The 20,803-nt window shown below is 43.9% G+C and carries 18 protein-coding genes and 1 pseudogene; 5 read left to right on the plus strand and 14 right to left on the minus strand.

What is annotated here, in order from left to right; translation table 11 throughout:
• From Q0541_RS10640 to Q0541_RS10650, 3 genes are all read right to left on the minus strand, one after another.
• A partial coding sequence (locus Q0541_RS10640) for a Gldg family protein (protein WP_298909400.1) occupies nucleotides 1-1,351 on the minus strand: 1,351 nt, incomplete at its 3' end.
• 80 nt (nucleotides 1,352-1,431) lie between these two features.
• On the minus strand, nucleotides 1,432-2,244 hold the full coding sequence (locus Q0541_RS10645) for an ABC transporter permease (RefSeq protein ID WP_298909402.1): 813 nt from the start codon (nucleotides 2,242-2,244) through the stop codon (nucleotides 1,432-1,434).
• Nucleotides 2,245-3,249, minus strand: a complete 1,005-nt coding sequence (locus Q0541_RS10650) for an ABC transporter ATP-binding protein (protein WP_298909404.1) — start codon at nucleotides 3,247-3,249, stop codon at nucleotides 2,245-2,247.
• 389 nt (nucleotides 3,250-3,638) lie between these two features.
• On the opposite strand from Q0541_RS10650, the gene Q0541_RS10655 reads away from it, so the two are divergent.
• The gene (locus tag Q0541_RS10655; protein ID WP_298909406.1) at nucleotides 3,639-3,839 is read left to right on the plus strand and encodes a hypothetical protein; all 201 of its coding nucleotides are present in this window, start codon (nucleotides 3,639-3,641) and stop codon (nucleotides 3,837-3,839) included.
• Nucleotides 3,840-4,000: 161 nt separating this feature from the next.
• Here the strand turns inward: Q0541_RS10655 and Q0541_RS10660 are convergent, their stop codons facing one another.
• The 3 genes from Q0541_RS10660 to Q0541_RS10670 all read right to left on the minus strand — a co-directional run bounded on the left by Q0541_RS10660 (nucleotide 4,001) and on the right by Q0541_RS10670 (nucleotide 8,244).
• On the minus strand, nucleotides 4,001-5,737 hold the full coding sequence (locus Q0541_RS10660; RefSeq protein ID WP_298909408.1) for a diflavin flavoprotein: 1,737 nt from the start codon (nucleotides 5,735-5,737) through the stop codon (nucleotides 4,001-4,003).
• A gap of 129 nt (nucleotides 5,738-5,866) precedes the next feature.
• Nucleotides 5,867-6,379: a phosphate-starvation-inducible PsiE family protein gene (locus tag Q0541_RS10665; protein ID WP_298909411.1), complete on the minus strand. Its 513-nt coding sequence runs from the start codon at nucleotides 6,377-6,379 to the stop codon at nucleotides 5,867-5,869.
• Between the two features lie 134 nt (nucleotides 6,380-6,513).
• The gene (locus tag Q0541_RS10670) at nucleotides 6,514-8,244 is read right to left on the minus strand and encodes a diflavin flavoprotein (RefSeq protein WP_298909413.1); all 1,731 of its coding nucleotides are present in this window, start codon (nucleotides 8,242-8,244) and stop codon (nucleotides 6,514-6,516) included.
• A gap of 221 nt (nucleotides 8,245-8,465) precedes the next feature.
• Here Q0541_RS10670 and Q0541_RS10675 point away from each other — a divergent pair, with 221 nt between their 5' ends.
• Entirely contained in the window at nucleotides 8,466-9,398 is a 933-nt protein-coding gene (locus tag Q0541_RS10675) for a 1-aminocyclopropane-1-carboxylate deaminase/D-cysteine desulfhydrase (protein WP_298909417.1), read from the plus strand.
• A 372-nt stretch (nucleotides 9,399-9,770) separates the two neighbouring features.
• Here Q0541_RS10675 and Q0541_RS10680 read toward each other — a convergent pair whose 3' ends face one another.
• Together Q0541_RS10680 and Q0541_RS10685 are read right to left on the minus strand one after the other, a co-directional pair.
• Nucleotides 9,771-10,820, minus strand: a complete 1,050-nt coding sequence (locus Q0541_RS10680) for an aldo/keto reductase (protein ID WP_298909420.1) — start codon at nucleotides 10,818-10,820, stop codon at nucleotides 9,771-9,773.
• Entirely contained in the window at nucleotides 10,817-11,884 is a 1,068-nt protein-coding gene (locus Q0541_RS10685; RefSeq protein ID WP_298909423.1) for an aldo/keto reductase, read from the minus strand. The genes Q0541_RS10680 and Q0541_RS10685 overlap by 4 nt, the downstream gene beginning before the upstream one ends.
• Before the next feature lie 119 nt (nucleotides 11,885-12,003).
• Here Q0541_RS10685 and Q0541_RS10690 point away from each other — a divergent pair, with 119 nt between their 5' ends.
• Nucleotides 12,004-12,915, plus strand: a complete 912-nt coding sequence (locus tag Q0541_RS10690) for a LysR family transcriptional regulator (protein WP_298909427.1) — start codon at nucleotides 12,004-12,006, stop codon at nucleotides 12,913-12,915.
• Nucleotides 12,916-13,072: 157 nt separating this feature from the next.
• Here Q0541_RS10690 and Q0541_RS10695 read toward each other — a convergent pair whose 3' ends face one another.
• On the minus strand, nucleotides 13,073-13,732 hold the full coding sequence (locus Q0541_RS10695) for a class I SAM-dependent methyltransferase (RefSeq protein WP_298909431.1): 660 nt from the start codon (nucleotides 13,730-13,732) through the stop codon (nucleotides 13,073-13,075).
• 574 nt (nucleotides 13,733-14,306) lie between these two features.
• Between Q0541_RS10695 and Q0541_RS10700 the strand changes: the two are divergent.
• A pseudogene (locus tag Q0541_RS10700) lies at nucleotides 14,307-14,456 on the plus strand (transposase); the annotation flags it as partial.
• 190 nt (nucleotides 14,457-14,646) lie between these two features.
• Here Q0541_RS10700 and Q0541_RS10705 read toward each other — a convergent pair.
• The gene (locus Q0541_RS10705; RefSeq protein ID WP_273764067.1) at nucleotides 14,647-14,907 is read right to left on the minus strand and encodes a hypothetical protein; all 261 of its coding nucleotides are present in this window, start codon (nucleotides 14,905-14,907) and stop codon (nucleotides 14,647-14,649) included.
• Nucleotides 14,908-14,971: 64 nt separating this feature from the next.
• Nucleotides 14,972-15,208 (minus strand): hypothetical protein, encoded by a 237-nt coding sequence (locus Q0541_RS10710; protein WP_298909438.1) that lies wholly within the window; start codon nucleotides 15,206-15,208, stop codon nucleotides 14,972-14,974.
• 413 nt (nucleotides 15,209-15,621) lie between these two features.
• On the opposite strand from Q0541_RS10710, the gene Q0541_RS10715 reads away from it, so the two are divergent.
• Nucleotides 15,622-17,742 (plus strand): tetratricopeptide repeat protein, encoded by a 2,121-nt coding sequence (locus Q0541_RS10715; protein WP_298909440.1) that lies wholly within the window; start codon nucleotides 15,622-15,624, stop codon nucleotides 17,740-17,742.
• Between the two features lie 33 nt (nucleotides 17,743-17,775).
• Here the strand turns inward: Q0541_RS10715 and Q0541_RS10720 are convergent, their stop codons facing one another.
• From Q0541_RS10720 to Q0541_RS10730, 3 genes are all read right to left on the minus strand, one after another.
• Complete coding sequence (locus Q0541_RS10720) at nucleotides 17,776-18,537, minus strand: hypothetical protein (protein WP_298909443.1); 762 nt, start codon at nucleotides 18,535-18,537, stop codon at nucleotides 17,776-17,778.
• Nucleotides 18,538-18,666: 129 nt separating this feature from the next.
• The gene (locus Q0541_RS10725) at nucleotides 18,667-20,199 is read right to left on the minus strand and encodes a DUF1565 domain-containing protein (protein ID WP_298909465.1); all 1,533 of its coding nucleotides are present in this window, start codon (nucleotides 20,197-20,199) and stop codon (nucleotides 18,667-18,669) included.
• 345 nt (nucleotides 20,200-20,544) lie between these two features.
• Entirely contained in the window at nucleotides 20,545-20,784 is a 240-nt protein-coding gene (locus Q0541_RS10730; RefSeq protein ID WP_298909445.1) for a hypothetical protein, read from the minus strand.
• Nucleotides 20,785-20,803: the final 19 nt, after the last annotated feature.

Raw genomic sequence — 20,803 nt, forward strand, 5'->3', positions numbered from 1 at the left:
GGGGAGGGAGAGCAGGGGAAGCCTTGCTTTGAGTGCTTGGTGATGGTAGGGGTGAAGGTGTCGGTGCAGCTTGGGGAGTGGAAGCAGATTTAGCTGCTTTTCTTGTTAAGGCTACGCCTAAGGTTAGAGGTCCTTTCAGGTCTTTATCTGCATTAAACTCCAATTTTTCGCTTTGGAGGTCGCTTTCTGCCCAGCTTTTGGGATAGGGTTTGGTTCGCAGCAGTGGAGTAGCCTCAACACCAGGCACAGAGCTAATTTCCAGGGGTCGGGCAATCGGATAAAAAGAATTGCCGTTACGGAAATCTTTGGTAATCGGATGTTGTCCGTATTCTGTGACTAAGGGCGTAGCAGGGCCAAGTCCCACGACACTTTCGCCAGAAACATCGACTGCTAAACGATTATCCAAACGAATACCCCACTCTTGTAGTAAACTGTCAACTTTGGGATCGGTATTAGGATCAATCATCAGCAGTAAGTTACCGCCGCGATTAAGATACTCTTGTAAGGCTTTGACTTCGCCTTCAAACAGCCCTCGCTTGGGGCCAGCCACGATCACCACAGTGGCATCTTCAGGAACTTTGGAAGTTTCTCCTAAATTCAGCGGTGATGTTGTGAAATTTTTGTCGCCTAATCCCTGAATTGCTTGTGATATTGCACCTTTACCAGGCGAAAGTTGGCGTTCGCCATGACCTTGGAGTAAGTAAACTTTGGCTGTAGTTGAATTTGTTAGTTGTTGCAGGCGACTAGTTAATCTGACTTCCGACAGGCGTTCATTTTCATTTACTGTTTGTACTAATTGCCGTTTATCCCCAGATTCTAAATAAACTTCCCCATAATCTTTAACGCCAAACTTTTCTGCAAGTCCTGGTCTAGTTTGGGGGTCGATGTACTCATATTTAAATTTTGAGCTTTGCCGCTGATAATTTTCTAGCAATTCTCGGTCTTGGGGATTCTGGTTAATATCAAACACCCACACCTTAACTGGCTGTGGTAAAACACTCACCAATTCCCGTGACTGGGGCGCAAGGGTAAATAATTGAGTTTCTGTTAAATCTGTCCGCAAGTGGTAGCGAGTTCCCAAAAAATTAATCAATCCCAAAATTGCCAACACTGCTAGAGTTGCCACTAGGGCATTAGTCCCAGCTTGGGTAGAACGACGCCTCCACCAGTTACTCTGGTAGCTTTGCCATATTATCCCCAACCCACTGATGACAAGTCCTGTAATCATAAATGCTAATGGAATTAGTCCCCACTGTTGAGAGACTAACCCAACTGTTAAGCCGACACTAATTAGGAACGGGCCCAACCAAAATAGATATTTCCACAGTTTCTTTTTTGCAACTATCTTCATATTATTTAGACTAAAGTGAGAAGTTAGGAGTTATGAGTTTTAACTCCTAACTCATAACTTTTAACTCATAACTTATATGATTACTGCCTTTGAAAGCGCAGTGCATCAATTGATTGAGCTGTGAGAAAGATGCCCAAAAAAATGTAACTGGCGAATAAAATCAAAGCGCTGGTATCAAAAATGCCTTGAATTAAGGTGTTGTAATGTTTCAGCAACGAGAGATAACCTAAGGCTTCACCCACCGGGCCAGGGATAATTTTAGCGATTAAATCAATCAATAACAACAATAAAACTGCTGCAAATGTGAGAACAGCAGACAGAATTGTGCTGTCTGTTAAGGAGGAAATAAACATTCCTAAAGATAAAATTGCCCCTGCTAGCAAGATTAATCCAAAATGACCCAGCAAGGGAATTGAGAGCGCCATTGGTGGATTTGATCCGCTGATGGCGATCGCTTCAAACACTAGCATAGGTGCAATTATCGTGATGAAAAATGTTAGCACGCCTAATAACTTACCTACAGCTACCGCCCAATTGGTGATTGGTGACGTGGCTAACAGTTCTAAAGTGCCCCGCTTACGTTCTTCGGCATAGAGTCCCATTGAGAAAATTGGCAGGATAAACAGCAATAGCCACTCCATACGCTCCAAAAATACCTTGACAAATTCATAGGGGACATCTATCGGCGGTACTGGCACTCCTAGTTGTTGTCCTTGTGAATCTATTGCCGCGACTCCTACCAATATGCCATCTGGCCCTAGCAAAATCATCACGAAGAATAACCCCGCGAGTAACCAAAATATGCCTGCGATCGCATAAGCCAAAGGCGATACAAAATAACTCTGTAACTCTCGGCGATAAATGGCAATAATATTACTCAGTACTATACCCATTTACGCTGCCTCTCCTTCGTTGTCTGCTAAGTTTACCTCAGTATCGAAATTCTTTTCTTCTGTGGTCAGTTGCAAGAACACATCTTCTAAGGTGGCGTTAACACGCCGCAGTTCATGTAAACCGAATCCTGCACGCACTAATGTTGTGGCAATATCCTTTCCTGGTTCTTTTCCCGGTTGCGATATCACCCGCAGGTAAGCGCGATTTGCCTGTGGTTGATAACCGTGTATTCCCGTCGCAATTGATTCTATCAAACTCACACCCGCGACTTTTTGCAATACTTGTTTGGCTAAGGCAGCTTCTCCTTCTATTTCCAATTCATATCCCGAACCACCTGTCAACTGGGTCATCAGGTTTTCTGGTGTATTAGTTGCCACAACTTTGCCTTTATTGATGATGGCTACACGGCTACAAGTCATGCTAACTTCTGGCAGAATGTGCGTGGAAAGAATAATTGTGTGAGTCCCAGCGAGGCTTTTAATTAAATTCCGCACCTCAATTATTTGTCGAGGATCGAGTCCGACAGTGGGTTCATCCAAAATGATCGCTGGTGGATCGTGGACGATCGCTTGAGCAATTCCTACCCTTTGGCGATATCCTTTAGAAAGTTTGCGAATAATTACCCGCCGCTTATCTCCTAAGTTGCAGCGTTCGATAGCGGCTATTACCTTATTGGTGCGATCGCCTGCTGGAACTCCCTTAATTCGTGCTACAAAATGCAAAAATCCCTCCACCGTCATTTCTGGATATAACGGTGGTGTTTCCGGTAAATAACCTATTCGTTGGCGCACAGCCAGAGAATTTTCATGGACATCATAACCAGCAATCCGGGCATTACCATTCGTTGCCGGTAAATAACCAGCCAGAATCCGCATGGTTGTAGTTTTACCAGCGCCATTGGGCCCCAGAAGCCCTAAAATCTCCCCTGGCTCGACGCTAAAAGTGACATCACTAATCGCTGGGGTGGAACCGTATATTTTACTTAGATGCTCAACTTCAATCATCGGTATCAAGCGATCGTAATTTATAGGATACCCAACAATATTAGATCACGATATTCAGCATGGGGGATTGGCACTAAGATTCGCCGACAATGGGTAAAGTTCCTGAAAAACTTAACCCAAGCTTGCTTCCGTACTAGAAAAAGGTGAAAAATAAAACCCTCTCTCCTCTTAAGAGGCTACAGTGTACACACAAGTCTGAAGTAGTTTACGAATCTGGTTTTTACCCCACCCTAACCCTCCCCTTGTAAAGGGGAGGGAACTGGATTTCCGGCTTCCCCCCAATACATCGGGGGGATTGAGAGGGGTAATTTAACTTGTGTGTACACCGTAGTCTTAAGAGGAGAGAGGAATGCAAGTGAGGTTTTGCAGATTCCGTGAAAAGTTTAGCATTGTCAGTCGAAACAATCGCATTATCAGTCAAAACAATGGCATTGTCAGTTGAAACAATGCCATTGTCAGCCGAAACAATCGTATTGTCAGCCGAAACAATCGCATTGTCAGTCGAAACAATCGCATTGTCAGCCGAAACAATGGCATTGTCAGCCGAAACAATGGCATTGTCAGCCAAAACAATCGCATTGCAACTCTAAAAAACTTGTGTGTACCTGACTTTTCACGTTATGTAGGAAAGCCCACGAAAAACCTAACCCCCTAACCCCCTTCCCGACGCGGGAAGGGGAAAATTCAAAGTCTTTCTCCTTTTAGGAGAGAGATTTAGAGAGAGGTTTTTCACATACCGTGAAAAGTCAGGTTAATAATAGCTGCCAGATTTCCGATGCTCTAAAGCAGTGACACCATCATTTTCCAACACTTCACCGTGATTGATGACGGCATAAATTAACCATCTATCGCCACATTCAAGCTGATTTTGCACCGTACATTCTAAATAGGCTAATGCCTCATTTAGAATCAAACAACCATTAAGAGCAGTTTGTGTGGCAAGATTTGCAAAGGGATTATCTCCTAAAGTGCTATGACGAGAAAAATATCGTCGTACATTTCTTCCTTCTTTGAGGATATTCAGCACAAATTTATCACCAGGATGATGCATTAAATCTGCATTCTGCTCCTGAGCAATCGCAATCATAATTCCTGGTGGGTTAAAAGTTGCCTGAGATATCCAAGAAGTTAAAACCCCTTTGTGGGTTTCTTGATCACGAGTTGTCACAACACACAGAGAACCAATGATCCGCCCCACCGCTTGTTCGGTACGATCTACATGAGTTTCTGTCACAACCTGACGGGAAGTTCGCAGTTTTTTAGTTTTCTTCAAGTTTTGGGCAAAGGAAGCACCCGCTTCTTGACACTGCTGAAGAATTTCAGGAGTAGGGCTAAAACGCACCCGAATTGTTTCAAACCCTAATTGATAATTTGCATCTGTGAGCTTGCTTTCTAGTAAATCAATTGCTTCTCCACTCCAACCGTAGGAACCAAATACCCCTGCTAACTTAGTTTTAGCCGTCGCCGAGAGGACGATTCCTAAAGCAGTTTGAATTTGAGTCGGTGCATGGCCGCCTAAGGTGGGTGAGCCGATAATCAAGCCATCGCAAATTTCAACAATGCGGTTAATCTCCGCAGAATCGGCTAGTTCACAGTTGATTGATTCTACATTAACTCCATTTTGGATCAAACCTTGAGCGATCGCATTCGCTAGAGTTGCTGTATTACCATAAGCAGAAGCATAAAGCAAAGCAACGCTCAACTCCTGAGATTTTTGTCCTTGACACCATTGACGATAATCATAGGTAAAACGACTCAGGCTGTAACGGACAACTGGGCCGTGTGCTGGGGCATAACATCTGGCTCCCAAAACTGACAATTTATCTAAGGCTACTTCAACTTGTTTAGCTTGGGGTGCATGGAGACATTCAAAATAGTAACGACGTTCCGCATCTAATCCCTTCCAATCTTCATCAAACAAAGTATCTTCGCAAATATGAGCGCCGAAAAGTTTGTCTGTGTAGAGAATTTTTGTGGCGGAATCATAGGTACAAAGTCCATCCGCCCAACGGGGAGTTGGTACAGTGATAAATGATAGAAGATGTCCTTGTCCTAAATCTAAAGTATCTTGCGATCGCATCGCTTGAATAGGTGATTCAAATTCGGGAAAGGCAGTTTTTAGAGCATTGGCGGCGGGACGAGAACAAATAAGAGTGGCTTGAGGAACCAGAGAGAGCAATACTTGCAAGGTTGCTCTGCGGTTCGGGTTGACATGACTCAGAACAATGTAATCGAGGGAGATAAAATCTAGATGTTGTGCTAGTTGCTCAAGGTAAATTTCGGTAAAAGATTCGCCGGGAGGGTCAATTAAAGCTTTTTTATCAGCTTGAATCAGATAAGAATTCGCTGTAGTTCCTTTTTGGTGCGAATACTCCACCTCAAATTTTAGTCTGTCCCAAGTCCGCGATCGCAGAATCAGAGTATTTTTACCAATTTCAGCAACTTGTACATCTCTGCTATGGTTGGGCGTTAATGTGGCAGCAGACATAATAACCTCTCTTAATTGGGCATGGGGCATTGGGTATTGGGGATTGGGGATTGGAGATTGGGCATTGGGAATGGATCAATAATTAATAGTTCTTTCTCTGTCTGCCTTTCCTACTCCCCCTGCTAGTTCCTAATGACTATTGGTTTGTGTTAATTCAGACTTGGCTAGATTTCTATAACGTTTAGATGCTTCGTGTTCCGGGTCGATACCTTCAAAGGTGGGGGGTAGCCAAACTCTGAGAAACAGTAGTATTCCCAGCACTAATAAAAAGGCACAAGTTGCTAAAACTTGACTCCAACTTGTTTCTAAAACCCCTTTCACAATGACTTCTCGCAAAGCAGAAACAATGGAAACTTCAACAGCTACCCCAATAGATACTCGATGTTCCTGTAGGTAAATAATCAGCAGTCGGAATAACTCAACTAAGATGAGTAAAAAGAGAATATCGGCAGTAACAGCATGAAAATCCAGAGGCGGAAGTAAGGAGAGAAACATATCTCTCACCTGAAGCACCATGAAGCAAAATAAACCGATACACAAAGAAATTACAATTACATCTTGGATAAATTCCAAGGTTCGTACGACGCGCCCCCGATTTATTTCGTACATGGTAATTGAGGTATTTTCAACAGATTTATACATAGTTTTTTGGGAGACGCGATTCATCGCGTCTGTACAAGAGTGGGTAGAGACGCGATGAATCGCGTCTATAAGAAGCAGGAAAAGTCGGGCAAATAAGGGAGGCAAAAGGACAAGGAGAATGACCAATGCCCTATTTAGTAATGATTGCCAATTTTGCGGTGATGAGCGGCGGTAAGTGCATTTAACTTGGCAACTCTTCCAGTTTGAACTGTGCTATAAATTACCCAATGATCTCCACAGTCCATGCGGCTAGTGATTTCACATTCCATATAAGCTAGGGCTTCAGCTAAAACGGGCGATTCATTGTTTGCTGGATATGTTTTCACTCCGGCAAAGCGGTCTGCACCAGGAGCAAAACGCTTCAGAAAATGTTTCATTAATCCTTGATATTTACCTTCTTCTAAAACGTTTAAAACAAAGCGATCGCTAACATGCATCAAAGATTCAATTGCCCGATCTTTGGATACTGCGATCGCTACTCCTAAAGGCTCAAGACTCGCTTGTGTCACCCAAGAGGCCAACATAGCACTCTGAATTTCTCCTTTTTTGGCGGTGATAATGTATAATCCTGTGCTAATACGCCCTAAAGCTTTTTCTAGCTCGGTATTGATGGATTTGATCTGTTTAATGGTGCGATCGCGATTTAGCCATTGACCCATATCTATCCCCGCTTCATCACAAAGCTGTTCCATTGTTTGGGTAGGAATTTCCTTAACTAATATAGGTGGAAAAGCTTCAGTTAATCCTAGTTCTTGAAACTTATTACGTAAAGGGTAAAGGGGTTCATCTTCTCCCCCTCCCGACTCTAATAAACCAATTGTCTGTTTCTTGTGAACAGCAGCTAAAATTGTACTTAAAGAAGCTTGAGCCATCACCGAAGATTGGGGTGGCATTGCAATTACTAAACCAGAAGATTGGGCAACTAATTCTCGAACTTCTTGAGGCTCAGAACTATTGAGAGGAAATAATTCTACTGCCACACCTGTTTTCGTACATCCATGAGCTATACTACGGACTAACTGCTCGCTATGCCCATAATCTTCAACATAAAATAGAGCCACTAAAGTCTCTGTTTTTGCTTGTTCTAAACTCCAGTTTTGATACCGTCCAAGCCATTCCGATATATAGTTTTGTAATAAGGGGCCATGTCCTGTGGCAACTGTTCCTATTTCTAACTTTTCAATCCGCTTTAAAGCTGCCAGAACAGATCGGGCATTGGGGCCCATAAGACAATCATAGTAATATTTAAAATCCTCCTCTATTGAGGTAAGATTTTCATCATAGGTGTGGTCATCACAGTAGTGCATCCCAAACACATCACAGGTGTAGAGAGTGCAAGTTTTGTGGTCATAAGTGAAGATTGTGTCAGGCCAGTGTAAGTTAGGTGCAGAAACAAATTCTAATTGGTGTCCCTTGCCTAAATCTAATAGCTGTCCACTTTTCACCTGCATTGATTTAAAAGGCTGGTGAACCATATTTTCTAAAAATTGAATAGCTACCTTAGCACCGACAATAGTAATGGAGGGAGCTAATTGCAAAATATTTTTCACTAAGCCACTGTGATCGGGTTCTGTATGACTAATAATCAAGTAATCTATTTTAGTCGGATCAATTAATCCCAGCAGTATCTCAAGATATAGCTGCTCAAACTTGCGGTGAGATGTGTCAATTAAAGCAACTTTTTCTCCTTGAATTAAGAAAGAATTATAGGTCGTCCCATTCCGTAAACCAAACTCGATATCAAAACGTTCTCTATCCCAGTCGAGACAACGGATAGCAGTCGTTTTATGAGCAATTTCAACAGTTTGAATCGTCAAACGTCCTGGGTTGGGAGTAACTTGAGTGGGCTGGATGATTGCAACCATTTGTTTTCTCCAAAAATATTATTATTTGAAGCGAGAGTTATGTTTATTATATTTACCTGAAATACTCAATTAGTAAAATGTTAATTTCTAAAGCTAATCATCAGAAAGATTTATTAGTCATTTAGATTGATTTACCATTGGAATTACTCGATGTTTATCATTACTTTTATCTTTAATAATGAATGTGAGAAAATGAAAATACTAAGTTAGAATGTTTAGGCATGTCGTTAACTTTTATTTCTCCTCCTCTACAACAAATCAACAGCGAAATTGTCCACCACGCTGGTGTTGATCTGTATGTACTGCGCCTCGATCTGATGCACCGATGGGTTAATGGCAACAAGTGGTTCAAGCTAAAGTACAACCTTTTGGAGGCCAAGCAGAAAAATTTCACAAGGTTACTCACCTTTGGCGGCGCTTATTCCAATCACATCTATGCAACTGCGGCTGCTGGTAATCTTTTCGGTTTTCGCACTATTGGTGTAATTCGTGGAGAGGAGAGGCTACCATTGAATCCGACGCTGAGTTTTGCTGTACAGCAGGGTATGCAGCTTGTGTATCTGAACCGTGAGATGTATCGACAACGCAACACAGCAGCGCTACAGGAATATCTGCAACAACGTTTCGGTAAGGTGTTTATCATTCCCGAAGGTGGGAGTAATTTAAATGGTGTGCGCGGCTGCACGGAGATAATTGGTGATACGATGCCTACGGCTGGCTACGCCTACGCATTTGATCATATATGCGTAGCTTGCGGTACGGCTACCACAGTGGCTGGTATTGCGCTTTCGTTGCATCAAGGACAAAGAGCGATCGCTTTTCCAGTATTGAAAAACGGGGCATTTCTGGCACAAGAAATCGAAAGTCTGCTGACAAATTACCTCGCCTCTGGTTTACCCGCAGCATATAGTCCGGCATCTTGGGAATTAGTGTGCGATTACCACTTTGGCGGCTATGCAAAGGTAAACGATGAGCTGCTACAGTTCAGCGAGGAACATGGCGTACCTCTTGATTACGTATATACCGCAAAAATGTTTTACGGAGTAATGGATTTACTACAGCAAGGATTTTTTTCTAAAGGCGATCGCTTGCTGCTGGTACACACAGGCGGCTTACAGGGCAACGTTGGGATGGAAGAAAGGTTACAGAGCTAGTACCGCAAGGCGGAAGTAAAAAGTCAAAAGTCAGCCCCTTTGGGGAAGTCAAAGGTCAACAATTAGAACCCAAAGTCAAAATCCTTTTTTTGACTTTTGACTTTTAACTTTTGACTTCGAGCAAAGCGAGTGGGCTTTTTAGGGATTTTAAATGGTTGCTCTATTTACGCCGTGACGTACTAGGTACATCAGTCTCAACAATCTCTCCTAGATCATCCTCAAAATTAGTGTAGAATCCCCATCTTCAAGGTACTACTAAAATGGGGAGTGTCAATTAATGAAGTTAGCCCAAAGAGGGCTAAGAACTCACGCAGTAGCGTGATGATTTTGGCTTTTGTAGAACAAAGACTGTGCGATCGCTCTTTGCAAGACTTACCAACCCTGAACGATCACGCCGCCAAAGATGCTACGGTTCACCTCGCTCGTGAACATGCCGTAGGGATAGGCGGGGTCGAGCGCACTGCTCTCGTCTAGCATCTGAAACTGTTCGGGGGTGAGGCGAATCTCTAGCGAGGACAGGTTGTCGTGCAGTTGCTCTAGCTTGCTGGCACCCAGAATGGGCGAGGTAACGCCGGACTGCGCCAAGACCCAGGCAAGGGCAACCTGCACCAGTGGGCAATCGACCTGTGCCGCTACTATCCGGAGGGTGTCGAGTACGCGCCAGTTGCGCTCAGTAAATTTTGTGTTGCCAAACGGATTACTGCCGCCAAGCCGCCCCTCTCCAGTGGCTCCTGCATCTGCACGCTGGTACTTACCCGCCAGAAAGCCGCCTGCTAGAGGACTCCAAGGACACACACCAAGTCCACCATCGCGCGCCGCAGGCAAATGTTCGCGCTCGATGCTGCGCTCGACGAGCGAGTACTCAAGCTGTAGGGCGATCGGTGCGGGAAGGTTGTGTGCTGACGCTAGTGTGACGGCTTTGGTGGCGTACCAGGCAGGTAAGTCTGAAAATCCAAAGTAGCGGATCTTACCCGCGCGGACGAGATCACCTAGCGACTGTAAGACTTCTTCAACGGGTGTCACCAGATCCCAAACATGCATCCAGTAGAGGTCGATGTAGTCGGTTTGCAGTCGGCGCAGTGACCCTTCGATCGCCCGGTAGATATTCTTGCGTCCGTTACCACCTGCATTGGGATTGCTAGGTTCGCCGCCGTGAAAGCTGAACTTAGTTGCTAGTACCAGTTGATCGCGCAGACTGCGATCACGTACATAGCCGCCGATCAATTCTTCGCTGCGTCCCTTGGCATACACGTCAGCCGTATCAATGAAGTTGCCGCCTGCATCGACGTAGGCGTGAAAGATAGACTCAGCAACCTCGTCGGGCGCACCCCATCGCGGTGTGCCGAAGGTCATAGTGCCAAGGGCGATCGGGCTGACAATCAAGCCAGAGCGACCGAGGGTGCGAAAAGCAGTAAGGTTCATGGAGTTTCTCTTTTAACTGCAACAACGGGGCGTGAATTTTTTAACTGCTGAACTCTCGCTTGACTCCAAAAGTCCAGCATCCAACCAGGGTACTCGGCAGGAAGTTGGCTCACTTGATCTAGCGATTGCAACTCCTCTTCGGAGAGAAGAATATTGATCGCGCCCAAATTGTCCGTTAGCTGCTCAATCCGTTTTGTTCCGAGGATGACGCTCGTGACGCGGGGCTGATGCAAGAGCCACGCAATAGCAAGTTGTGCCACAGAAACCTGTTTGTGTTGAGCCATCTCCTTCAAAACATCAATAATGTTGTAGGCGCGCTCCATCTCCACAGGCGGGAACTTGAATGTAGTGCGGCGGCTTCCTTCATGCTCCTGCTGCTCTCGATTATATTTGCCGCTCAATAGTCCTCCAGCTAGAGGACTCCAGACCAGCAGACCGATATCTTCACTACTTAGCATCGAAACAATCTCACGTTCCAAGTCCCGACCTGCGATCGAGTAATAAGCCTGAAGCGAAGCAAACTTTGCCAGTTTGTGGAGGTTGGAGATGCCGAATGCCTTTGCAATCTGCCAAGCCGCCCAGTTTGAAACCCCGATGTAGCGAACCAGTCCCTGTCTGACCAGATCGTTCAAGGCTCCGAGGGTTTCCTCAATCGGAGTGGCAGGATCAAATCCGTGGAGCTGATACAGATCGATGTACTCCAATTGCAGCCGTTCAAGGCTTGCCTTTGCGCCATCGAGAATATGACCGCGTGAAGATCCTTGCTGATTCGGCTTTGAACCCATGTTGCCAAATACTTTGGTCGCTACGATCACCTCATCGCGTTTTGTCCCCAAATTCTTCAAAGCTTGTCCGGTGATCCGCTCGGAATCACCCTCTGAGTAAATATCGGCGGTGTCGATCAGGTTGATGCCCGCCTCAAATGCCTGCGCGAGCAAGGTATCTGCTTCTGTCTGCTGCACCTTACCGATGACACTAGTAGGCCCTCTGCCTCCGAAGGTCATGGTGCCGAAACATAGTTCCGATACGAAAAGTCCTGTAGACCCTAGTTTGTTGTAGCGCATTATGTTCCAAATAAGTGCGTATTGCGATTTTTAACACTAGCTGAACTTCAACGATAGATCAAATGCAATTCCTTGACTAGATGGCATAATCAGCATGAACTGATGAAAAATATGCACTAATGAAACGGGATGAATTGAACGACTTAGCCGCCTTCGTCGTGGTTGCCGACGAGATGAGCTTTACACGCGCCGCCGCGAAGTTGGGCATGTCTGCCTCTGCCTTGAGCCATGCCATGCGATCGCTCGAAGACCGTCTTGGGTTACGATTGCTAGCGCGAACAACCCGGAAAGTCTCGACGACTGAAGCGGGTGAGCGACTGTTAAGAACGTTGCGACCTGCCTTTGAGGACATCAGCGCCGAACTGACTGCCTTGAGTGAACTGCGGGACAAGCCTGGTGGGACAGTACGTATTACTACGTTTAAGCACGCCGCGACTTCGATCCTGTCTCCCATGCTGCCCGGTTTTCTCGAAACCTATCCAGATATCCGCGTCGAGATTACGATCGATGAAGGACTGACCGACATTGTTTCGAGTCGCTACGATGCTGGCATCCGGTTTGGTGAGAAGGTTGCTAAAGATATGATTGCAGTGCGAATCAGCTCAGAGGTGCGCTGGGCAACGGTTGGGTCGCCCGCCTATTTTGCCCACCACCCGATTCCCAAGACCCCGCAAGATCTCGCCGAACATCGCTGCATCAATTACCGATTCATAACTTCTGGAAGTCTCTACCCTTGGGAGTTTGAGCGAGATGGGCGATCGTTTCAGGTCAGAGTCGATGGTTCGCTCATCTTTAATGACAGCGATCTGATTCTAGCGGCAGCATTGGCAGGACAAGGAATTGGGTATCTTTTGGAGGATCATCAAATTGTCGAGCTTGTGGCTGAGGGTCAGTTAATTCAAGTCTTGGCAGAGTGGTGTCCGATCGTGTCCGGTTACTATCTCTACCATCCAAATCGCCGCCAAATTCCACCCGCATTAGCTGCACTGATTGATGCGCTGCGGATTAAATCAGACGACAAGCAACATTAAGGTTCGGAAACTAACTGAAGTGGCATTACATTATGGAAGTGCTTGTAGTCCAGGTTGCGATCGCCTTATCTCAAAGAATATGACAAGCCTGGTTTAGAGACAGTACTACGCTCTCATCTTATACCGACGTTTTATTCAGCAACTGCAAAAAGTTCTTTCACTTTGTTGCTACACCAATAATATGAGGACTAATAATCGGCAATTGTGCATCAAATCGCTCATAATTCACACTAGCAAAACCAGCATTTTCTAAAGCTATCCAAGTTTCTCTATCTGGATGACAACCATCACCTATCACTTTCCAAATCGGACTAATTGTCCTTTGTAGTTGTCGCAATACAGTTCTTTGAGGTGCGGCAACATGTTCAAGAAATAAGAAGTGTCCATCTGGTTTAAGTACTCTTAAAATTGCTTGTAATGTAGAATCTATATTCGGTACTGAACACAAAACTAAGGTACTAACAACAGTATCTATGCTGTTATCTTCAGCATCTAACCATTCAGCATTACCTATGCGGAGGTCGATGTTTAAATTTAATTTTTTTGCTTGTTTTTGGAGATAGGAATGCATATGTGGATTTGGCTCAATTCCTATCCACTGGATATCTTTAGGATAGTAGGGTAGGTTAGGGCCAGTTCCTGGACCAATTTCTAACACCTTCCCTTGAAGATTAGCAAAAAGAGATCGTTTGCGATTGCCTACAATTTTCTCATACGTGCCGCTACTTTGAGCCATCATCCAGGCGAAAAAACGTTTACTAAAGTTGGCACAAATCTGATTTGGTGAATATCCAATAATTTGGTTTACAGTCATCATCCACTTCCTAATTTTTGAGGCTATAAATTGGTGTATTAAGCAACCATTTCTAGCCTTAAACTACTATATTTTATATTTCTTGTACCTCACCCTTTTGATTCACCTGATTGGGTGATTTTGATTAATGCACACATGTAGCGAATTAGCGCAAGCTACCACAGAAAGGACAAAAGTGCAGAGGACGAAGTAAAATTTGCTATCTATATAGGAATATGGTTCAGTTAAGCCTAAAAAATATATTGCGTAGGTTGGGTTGAGGAACAAAACCCAACATTTATAGGCATTTGTTGGGTTTCACTTCGTTCAACCCAACCTAGAATTATCCTTAACTGAACTGTATTGATCTATATAGCAGTCATAAATGATTTCTGAAATTCTCTGTTTCTTTTCTTCTCTTCTCTACGAGAGGCTGCGCCCTAAGCAAACGCAAGAGCGTCTCTAAGAGTTGCTATGCCACAGGCTTTACAAGACGCTGCGCGTTGGCGGAAGCCTCTCGCAGAGATGGCGGTTCGATATTTGAATTTGACGTTTGTTTAATGCTAGATGACCCAAGTAAGCAGCAATTCCTATAAAATATTTTCCCAATAGCAACAACACTATTATTCGTTGGTTTGATGAAATTATTACTTATTTTGATAATGGAACAACTAGTGGCATAGTTGAAGGAATTAATAACAAGCTTAAACTGATTAAACGTTCTAGCTATGGATTTAGAAGCTTTTAAAATTTCAGAGTTAGATGCTTATTGAGTTGGCATTTTATTTATTAATTTAGCATAACAAGTACTGAATAACCAAAGGTATTTATGAACAATACAAAGATAACAAAGAGCGTTCCCCAATTGGGAACGCTCTATTTTGGTAAATTCTGTTAAGATAATATGAATTTAAATTGAAAATTGCTAGTTGATAAAATCAGGCGTGGAGATTTGCTTGTTCCTGCAACCAAGGATCTACAGGTTGTCCATCTTTGCGGCGTAATTCAATTTCCACTACCATTACTTCTTTTGAACCAGGAGGCGCAGGTTTTTTATGGAAAATAATGTCATAATCTTCTGGATTGTGTTTGCGTTCTTTCAACCATTCCTGTACCTTGGTTGTGGCAAAAAATGATTGCCCTTGCTCAAACATTCGGGTAATCTGCAATTGCAGTGTATAAGGATTTATGCGACTCATTTTCTACCGCCTTTGTTAAGTTAATTTTAGGACAAGTAATCTGCTTACCCTAGATAATCTAATGTTAGTGCGAAGTACCCACACCTGACACTTCGCGTACAGGTGGGGCTTCTAGCTTAACCGACTCTGCCATCCAATACGCTTGAGTTAGAGCTACATAAAATATATTGCGTAGGTTGGGGAGCCACAGTGCCCAAGCGGGTTTCCCAACTTGTACCCCTACGGGGATCTTGCTAGCGATAGCGTCTCCCCTTCTCACATTGCCAGAGGCTAGCGCCCGCCGTAGGATGCCCGAACGCAAAAGCGTCTCCTGTCTTGAGAAGGGCTGTAGGGAGATGCAAATGGCGTTTGAGGAACGTAGATCCAAAGGGGCTTCCCGCAGGGTAACCCAACCTAAACGGGCATTTGTTGGGTTTCACTACCCTGCCTTAAGCCGCCTCCTTTGTCTACGTTCAACCCAACCTACAATTATCCTTAACTGAACTGTATTGCTCTGCCATCTGTAGGAACATCTAACTTAGTTCGGTAAGTAGGTAGGCATTGACTGCACTCCATCAGTGAAATTTCGCGTACAGTAACAGATGAGGCGGCGGATTAGTTAAGGATGGTTTAGCATTTCCCACTGCTTCTACAACATTTCACTACTTAATTCTGTTATAGATTGGAGAGAGGCACGCCGCTTCAAAAACTGACCAACAGACTGAGATGGTTGTTATGAAGAGCAAAAATCAAGCTGTTTTCGCTTTAATTCTAAAAAGTACTATTGTCTTTTTACCCTTACTGTTATCCGTTGGAATTGCCAGTGGCCAATCTGCACCATCACCCTCCCCAGCACTAACTCCTACTCCGGTGTTATCAAATCAGGAACGGGAAGAATTAGTGCAACTACGAGCAGAAAAGCGAATTCAACAGCAAGTACAATCTGATTTTAAGAGCGCTTTTAGCCGTACAACTATCTTACTCGATATCTGGCTAGTTATATTAAGTCTATTTCCAGTCGCAATCATTGTTTTATTTTGGCTCCTACGACGGGTGGTAATCCGGGAAATTGTTGATAGAGCAATGCAACAACTACAAGGAATGGAAAAGTTACAAAATCAGCTAACCACCGTTAAGCAAGATGCTGAAAATATTATTCAAGAAGCTAAAAAAATAAATTATGAATTAGAACAGGAAACAGTTAGTTTACAACAAAAAATTAAAAATGAACAAGAAAATTTATCTACCCTAACATCTGAACTAGATTTAGCTAAAGCCCAGGTATTAAGTAGATTACAAACGGAACTCAAAAAATCTCAAGAAAATATAGTAAATTTAGAGTTAAATTTTGCTTCTGGGCTATCCAAGTTAGAGTTTGATGCTCAACAACAAAGAGATATAGCACTGGAAAATCTAGGAAAATTAGCATCTGTCATGACAGAGGAACTGTCTAATTTAAAGTTAGGGGCGCAACAACAACAAGAACTAGCCGTTGCTGATTTAGAAATATCAAGGTCTGAGTTCACCTCTCAACTTTCTGGATGGCAGTCTGATGCTCAAAAGCAAAAAGATATAGCTTTGGAAAGTTTAACAAAATTGCAGTCAGAATTTGCTTCTCAATTATCCGAATTACAAGTAGATGCTCAAACCAAAAAAGATATTACATTTGATAATTTAGGAAAATTAGATAATCAATTTAAATCTCAGTTATCTGAATTACAGGCGGATGCTCAGGAGCAAAGAAATAAAATTATTGAGAGTTTAGTAATATTACAATCAGAGTCTGCTGCTCAACTATCCGAATTACAAGTAGATGCTCAAAAGCGGAAAGAGTTAATCATTGAGAATTTAGAAAAATCTGGCTCGGAATTTACTTCGCAATTCTCAGAATTACAATCGAATGCTCAACAACAAAAGATTCTCATTTTGGAGAAGATAGAAAGATTAGAAACTGAGTTTGTCTCTCAACTTTCTGAGTTACAATTGGATGCCCAACAAAGAAAGGATCTAATTCTTCAAAAACTGGTTGAAATGACATCTGCATCCATTCCAGAGGCAGTGAATTCTGAAGTTGAAGTTGAGATGACATCTGCATCCATTCCAGAGGTAGTGAATTCTGAAGTTGAGGAAGAAATACAGGAACAGCCACAAGAACCAGAATTCACTGCTGATGAGTATATAAAACAGGGAGATGCGCTGTTTTCTGAAAGGCGCTATGAAGATGCGATCGCAGCTTACAACCAAGCGGTTAAAATCCAACCTGATCAACCTGTGGCTTGGTTAAAACGAGGTCTAACTCTCGGAAGATTAAAACGCTACCAAGATGCGATCGCATCTTATGACCAAGCTATTAAACTCCAACCAGATTATCATCAAGCTTGGTGCGATCGCGGCGTTGCTTTTGGTAACTTACAACAGCATCATCAAGCCTTTGCCTCATTTGACAAAGCTACACAAATCAAACCTGACGATGCAGTTGCTTGGTTAAATCGCGGTCTTTCCCTAGTAGCATTGGAACAATACGAAGAGGCAATGGTATCCTTTAATAAAGCGCTGGAATTCCAACCCAATTCTCCCAAAATCTGGGATAAACACGGTTATACTTTGGTGAGATTGGGACGCGATGATGAAGCGATCGCTAGTTTTAACAAAGCCTTAGAAATTAAGTCAGATTATGCCAGTGCCTATTATAACAAAGCAGCCTGTTACGCACTGCAAAGACAAGTTGAACGCTCTCTGCTAACTCTACAACAAGCAATTGAACTTAATCCCAGGTATAAAGAAGACGCAGCAATTGACCTAGATTTTGATGATATTGCCGATGATCAGCGCTTTATGCAGTTGGTTGCAGAGTAAAAACCCAAAAAGATTAATTACTCCTCCCATTCCCTACTCCCCACTCCCCACAATTGGCGGATTCTGTTCGCCAGACATCGCTTTGAGTTTGGATGTGAAAGACTCAGAGCGATCGCTTTTTTCCGGGGTAAATTGCCCGATTGGAGCATGAATAGCAGCAGGTGGGAGGAGTTTTGCCCGTTTATGATGGAATGGTGATGGAGAGGGCGGTGGACTTTCTTGTGAAGTTTGCCTTTGGCTGACAGTAGATGATAGCTGAAGCGTTGCCGAAGAGGCAAATTTCCCAGAAAGGGGAGACTTTAGGACGGTTTTACTGTCTCTATCTTCCTGCTTCCTCTCTTCTTCACTCAAAGATGCCTTTTGTTCGTAACTTTTCAGTTGTAGAGTTGCAGTATTGCTGTGTTGATAGCCGTTGCGAATCTTAGCAGGTGGTAATTGAGGACTCGTGACTTTCTCTACAGTAGGCTCTTTCTTGACTGGTGGTAGGGCTGGAGCAGGTGATGAGGTTAACCTTTGGGGAAATTTGCTACAAATCATCCGTTCAAATTCCATGTTGAAATGATATGTAGCCTGATCCCGGCGCTGCCAAAATACTAAAATTTGCTGCACGGAAACCGCTTTATAACGACCTTGATATAGTGCCTCAATCACTGCCAGGTGTAGCCAATTAAGGGGATATTGTGTTTGCCAACGCTCAACTAGCTCATTGGCACTATACCCACTGAGATCGAAACTATAGTTAATTAATAAAGTGATCGCCAAGTTGGCAGAGGTGTCGGGAAGTGTTGTTAACATGGGGCTATTAGCTTTAGGCAATAGGTCTAAGATTTGTCACCCATCGCATATTAGCCTAACGTGCTTTTAACTACATGATTTTTTTCCACGAGTTACTAAGCCGATAGGCAGTGTTTCCTATTCTACTTGTCAACTTCTGGAATGCAACCCCACATAGATAGATTTTATTGCAGGTGTTCGCCCAATGGCAACTAATGCCTGATAAACCATTGCTGCAACTTCGGCGCGTGTTGCCGAACGTGAAGGTGCAAGTACTCTCGGATCTGGATAGTTGACAACTATTCCCCGTTGTGTGGCAGTGGCAACGGCTGTCCGAGCATAGTCAGGAATGGTATGACGATCGCTGTAAACTTCTAAAGCATGGCTATCAGTAGAAGGTAGTCCCAGTCCGTTTACTAGGGAGACAATCACCTGTAGCCGCTGGACATTTTGATCAGGGCGGAAAGTGCGATCGCTAAATCCGCCAACAAAGCCACCGCTAGCCGCGATTTGGATTGCGCTATAAGCCCAAAAATCCTTGGGTACGTCCATAAAATCAGGTGCTGGGATTTTAGGAAATGGGTTAAAAGCGATCGCCACCAAAGCCGCGTACTGGGCGCGAGTCATGGGTTTATCTGTCTTGTAGCTATCATCAGCGAAACTATGAGTTAAATCCATGCTCATTAATGCCTGGATAAATGGTTCTGCCCAATGTTCATCCAGTTGAACAGGCGCAGGGAGTTTTTCAGATGGGGATTCAGTCGGAGCCTCAGAGAAACTGGTGCTAACTGCTATTCGATCGGCTGGAAGCAATTCGACTAAGCCCAAGACTAGAGCAGGATTCAACTGATTACCTACTGAAACCAGCTTTTGGGTAGTGGCATTGTATAAATCGAATTCACTATGATCACGAAAAATATTATCAGCAGGATCGTCGGTATTACCTAAGTCAGGAATTGCATTGCCATTGACTAATAGACCACCTTGGGTATTTTTAACAATGAGATTTTGACGCAGCACAGGGCGGGCGTTGCGAGAAAGTGCGATCGCTGTGCGATTTTCTGATAATTTGTTATTTGCGATCGCCGGAGCGGCAAAGTCACTAATTGCTATGCCTAAAGGGTTTCTTTGAAATACATTCTGCAGTACTTCTCCCTGGCTATGACCTGCCATCACTAACCCACTAGCAGTATTTTGCACAAATATGTTATCTAAAATTGTGGGTTTGGCAGTACCAGTGGTAAATACACCTTCCCGCCCACAATCGCTCAAAGTATTGTTAGCTAAAGTAGGTGCAGCCGATTCAATCCAGATACCAGTACCTTTTGCTAAGGGATTGGTGACAGTTATACCTAAAAGACTAGCATTATCTAGCAAGAGAAACGTGATATTTTGGATACCAAAGCTGGGACTTTGATACTCGCCACTCCCAGAAATTACAATCCCTGCACCTTTGTTCGCTTCGTTACCTACTACTGTCGCCCCTCCAGGGATGACTAGTGGGAACACCTCACCACTAGCAGCGCTGTAAGTCCCCGACTCCAGATGAATTATCGTGGAGATTTTGGTTACTTTTAAGGCCCGGGTGAGGCTTTTAAATGGACTCAACCGTGAACCAGTATTGGTATCATTTCCTGTCATAGGGTTGACATAGAGTGTGACAACGAGGGTAAAGTTCTCCATTGATAGTTGAGAGTCGGTTGTTTTAATTATGACAATCGTAAATAACACTACTTGTAGCAAACTTTTTCAAAGTAGTATCCTTGTGTGGAGAAAATATATCCACGTTACTTTTTCTTGCAAGCGGATAATGTGTACACACAAGTTATAAACTCTCATGCAAGATTCCGAGTTCTGATCTGGACGTTTCGAGTTTTGATCTGGGCGTTCCGAGTTCTGATCTGGGCGTTCCGAGTTCTGATCTTGGCGTTCGGTGTTCCAAGCTTGAAGTTCTGAGTTATGATCTCGGTGTTCCGAGTTCCAAGCTCAAAGTTCCGAGTTGTGATCTCGGCGTTCCGAGTTCCAAGCTCAAAGTTCCGAGTTCTGAGAGCGATCGCCTAATTCATATTTTGATTCAGCAACACCTTTTTTCGACTTATGTGCACACCATAGTCTGCAAGAAGGAGCCACTGCCTTGGGGAGCCAGCGCGGTCTTCTCCCAAAGGGAAAGGCTAGCGCCTGCCGTAGGATGCCCAAAGGGCTGTAGGGGGTTTCCCCATGAGCGACTGGCGTCCGGCTCTGCCGACGAGCCTTGCTATGTGGCGTCAAAGGCTTTGAGGCTTACTCC

It is taken from the genome of uncultured Nostoc sp. (assembly GCF_937863485.1).
Taxonomy (GTDB): domain Bacteria; phylum Cyanobacteriota; class Cyanobacteriia; order Cyanobacteriales; family Nostocaceae; genus Nostoc.

Bases quoted from the DNA above. Each gene is read 5' to 3' on its own strand.
- Q0541_RS10690 (WP_298909427.1), top strand. From the start codon at position 12,004: ATGAAACGGGATGAATTGAACGACTTAGCCGCCTTCGTCGTGGTTGCC.
- Q0541_RS10680 (WP_298909420.1), bottom strand. From the start codon at position 10,820: ATGAACCTTACTGCTTTTCGCACCCTCGGTCGCTCTGGCTTGATTGTC.
- Q0541_RS10725 (WP_298909465.1), bottom strand. From the start codon at position 20,199: ATGGAGAACTTTACCCTCGTTGTCACACTCTATGTCAACCCTATGACA.
- Q0541_RS10660 (WP_298909408.1), bottom strand. From the start codon at position 5,737: ATGTCTGCTGCCACATTAACGCCCAACCATAGCAGAGATGTACAAGTT.
- Q0541_RS10665 (WP_298909411.1), bottom strand. From the start codon at position 6,379: ATGTATAAATCTGTTGAAAATACCTCAATTACCATGTACGAAATAAAT.
- Q0541_RS10670 (WP_298909413.1), bottom strand. From the start codon at position 8,244: ATGGTTGCAATCATCCAGCCCACTCAAGTTACTCCCAACCCAGGACGT.
- Q0541_RS10685 (WP_298909423.1), bottom strand. From the start codon at position 11,884: ATGCGCTACAACAAACTAGGGTCTACAGGACTTTTCGTATCGGAACTA.
- Q0541_RS10720 (WP_298909443.1), bottom strand. From the start codon at position 18,537: ATGTTAACAACACTTCCCGACACCTCTGCCAACTTGGCGATCACTTTA.
- Q0541_RS10645 (WP_298909402.1), bottom strand. From the start codon at position 2,244: ATGGGTATAGTACTGAGTAATATTATTGCCATTTATCGCCGAGAGTTA.
- Q0541_RS10650 (WP_298909404.1), bottom strand. From the start codon at position 3,249: ATGATTGAAGTTGAGCATCTAAGTAAAATATACGGTTCCACCCCAGCG.
- Q0541_RS10715 (WP_298909440.1), top strand. From the start codon at position 15,622: ATGAAGAGCAAAAATCAAGCTGTTTTCGCTTTAATTCTAAAAAGTACT.
- Q0541_RS10705 (WP_273764067.1), bottom strand. From the start codon at position 14,907: ATGAGTCGCATAAATCCTTATACACTGCAATTGCAGATTACCCGAATG.
- Q0541_RS10675 (WP_298909417.1), top strand. From the start codon at position 8,466: ATGTCGTTAACTTTTATTTCTCCTCCTCTACAACAAATCAACAGCGAA.
- Q0541_RS10695 (WP_298909431.1), bottom strand. From the start codon at position 13,732: ATGATGACTGTAAACCAAATTATTGGATATTCACCAAATCAGATTTGT.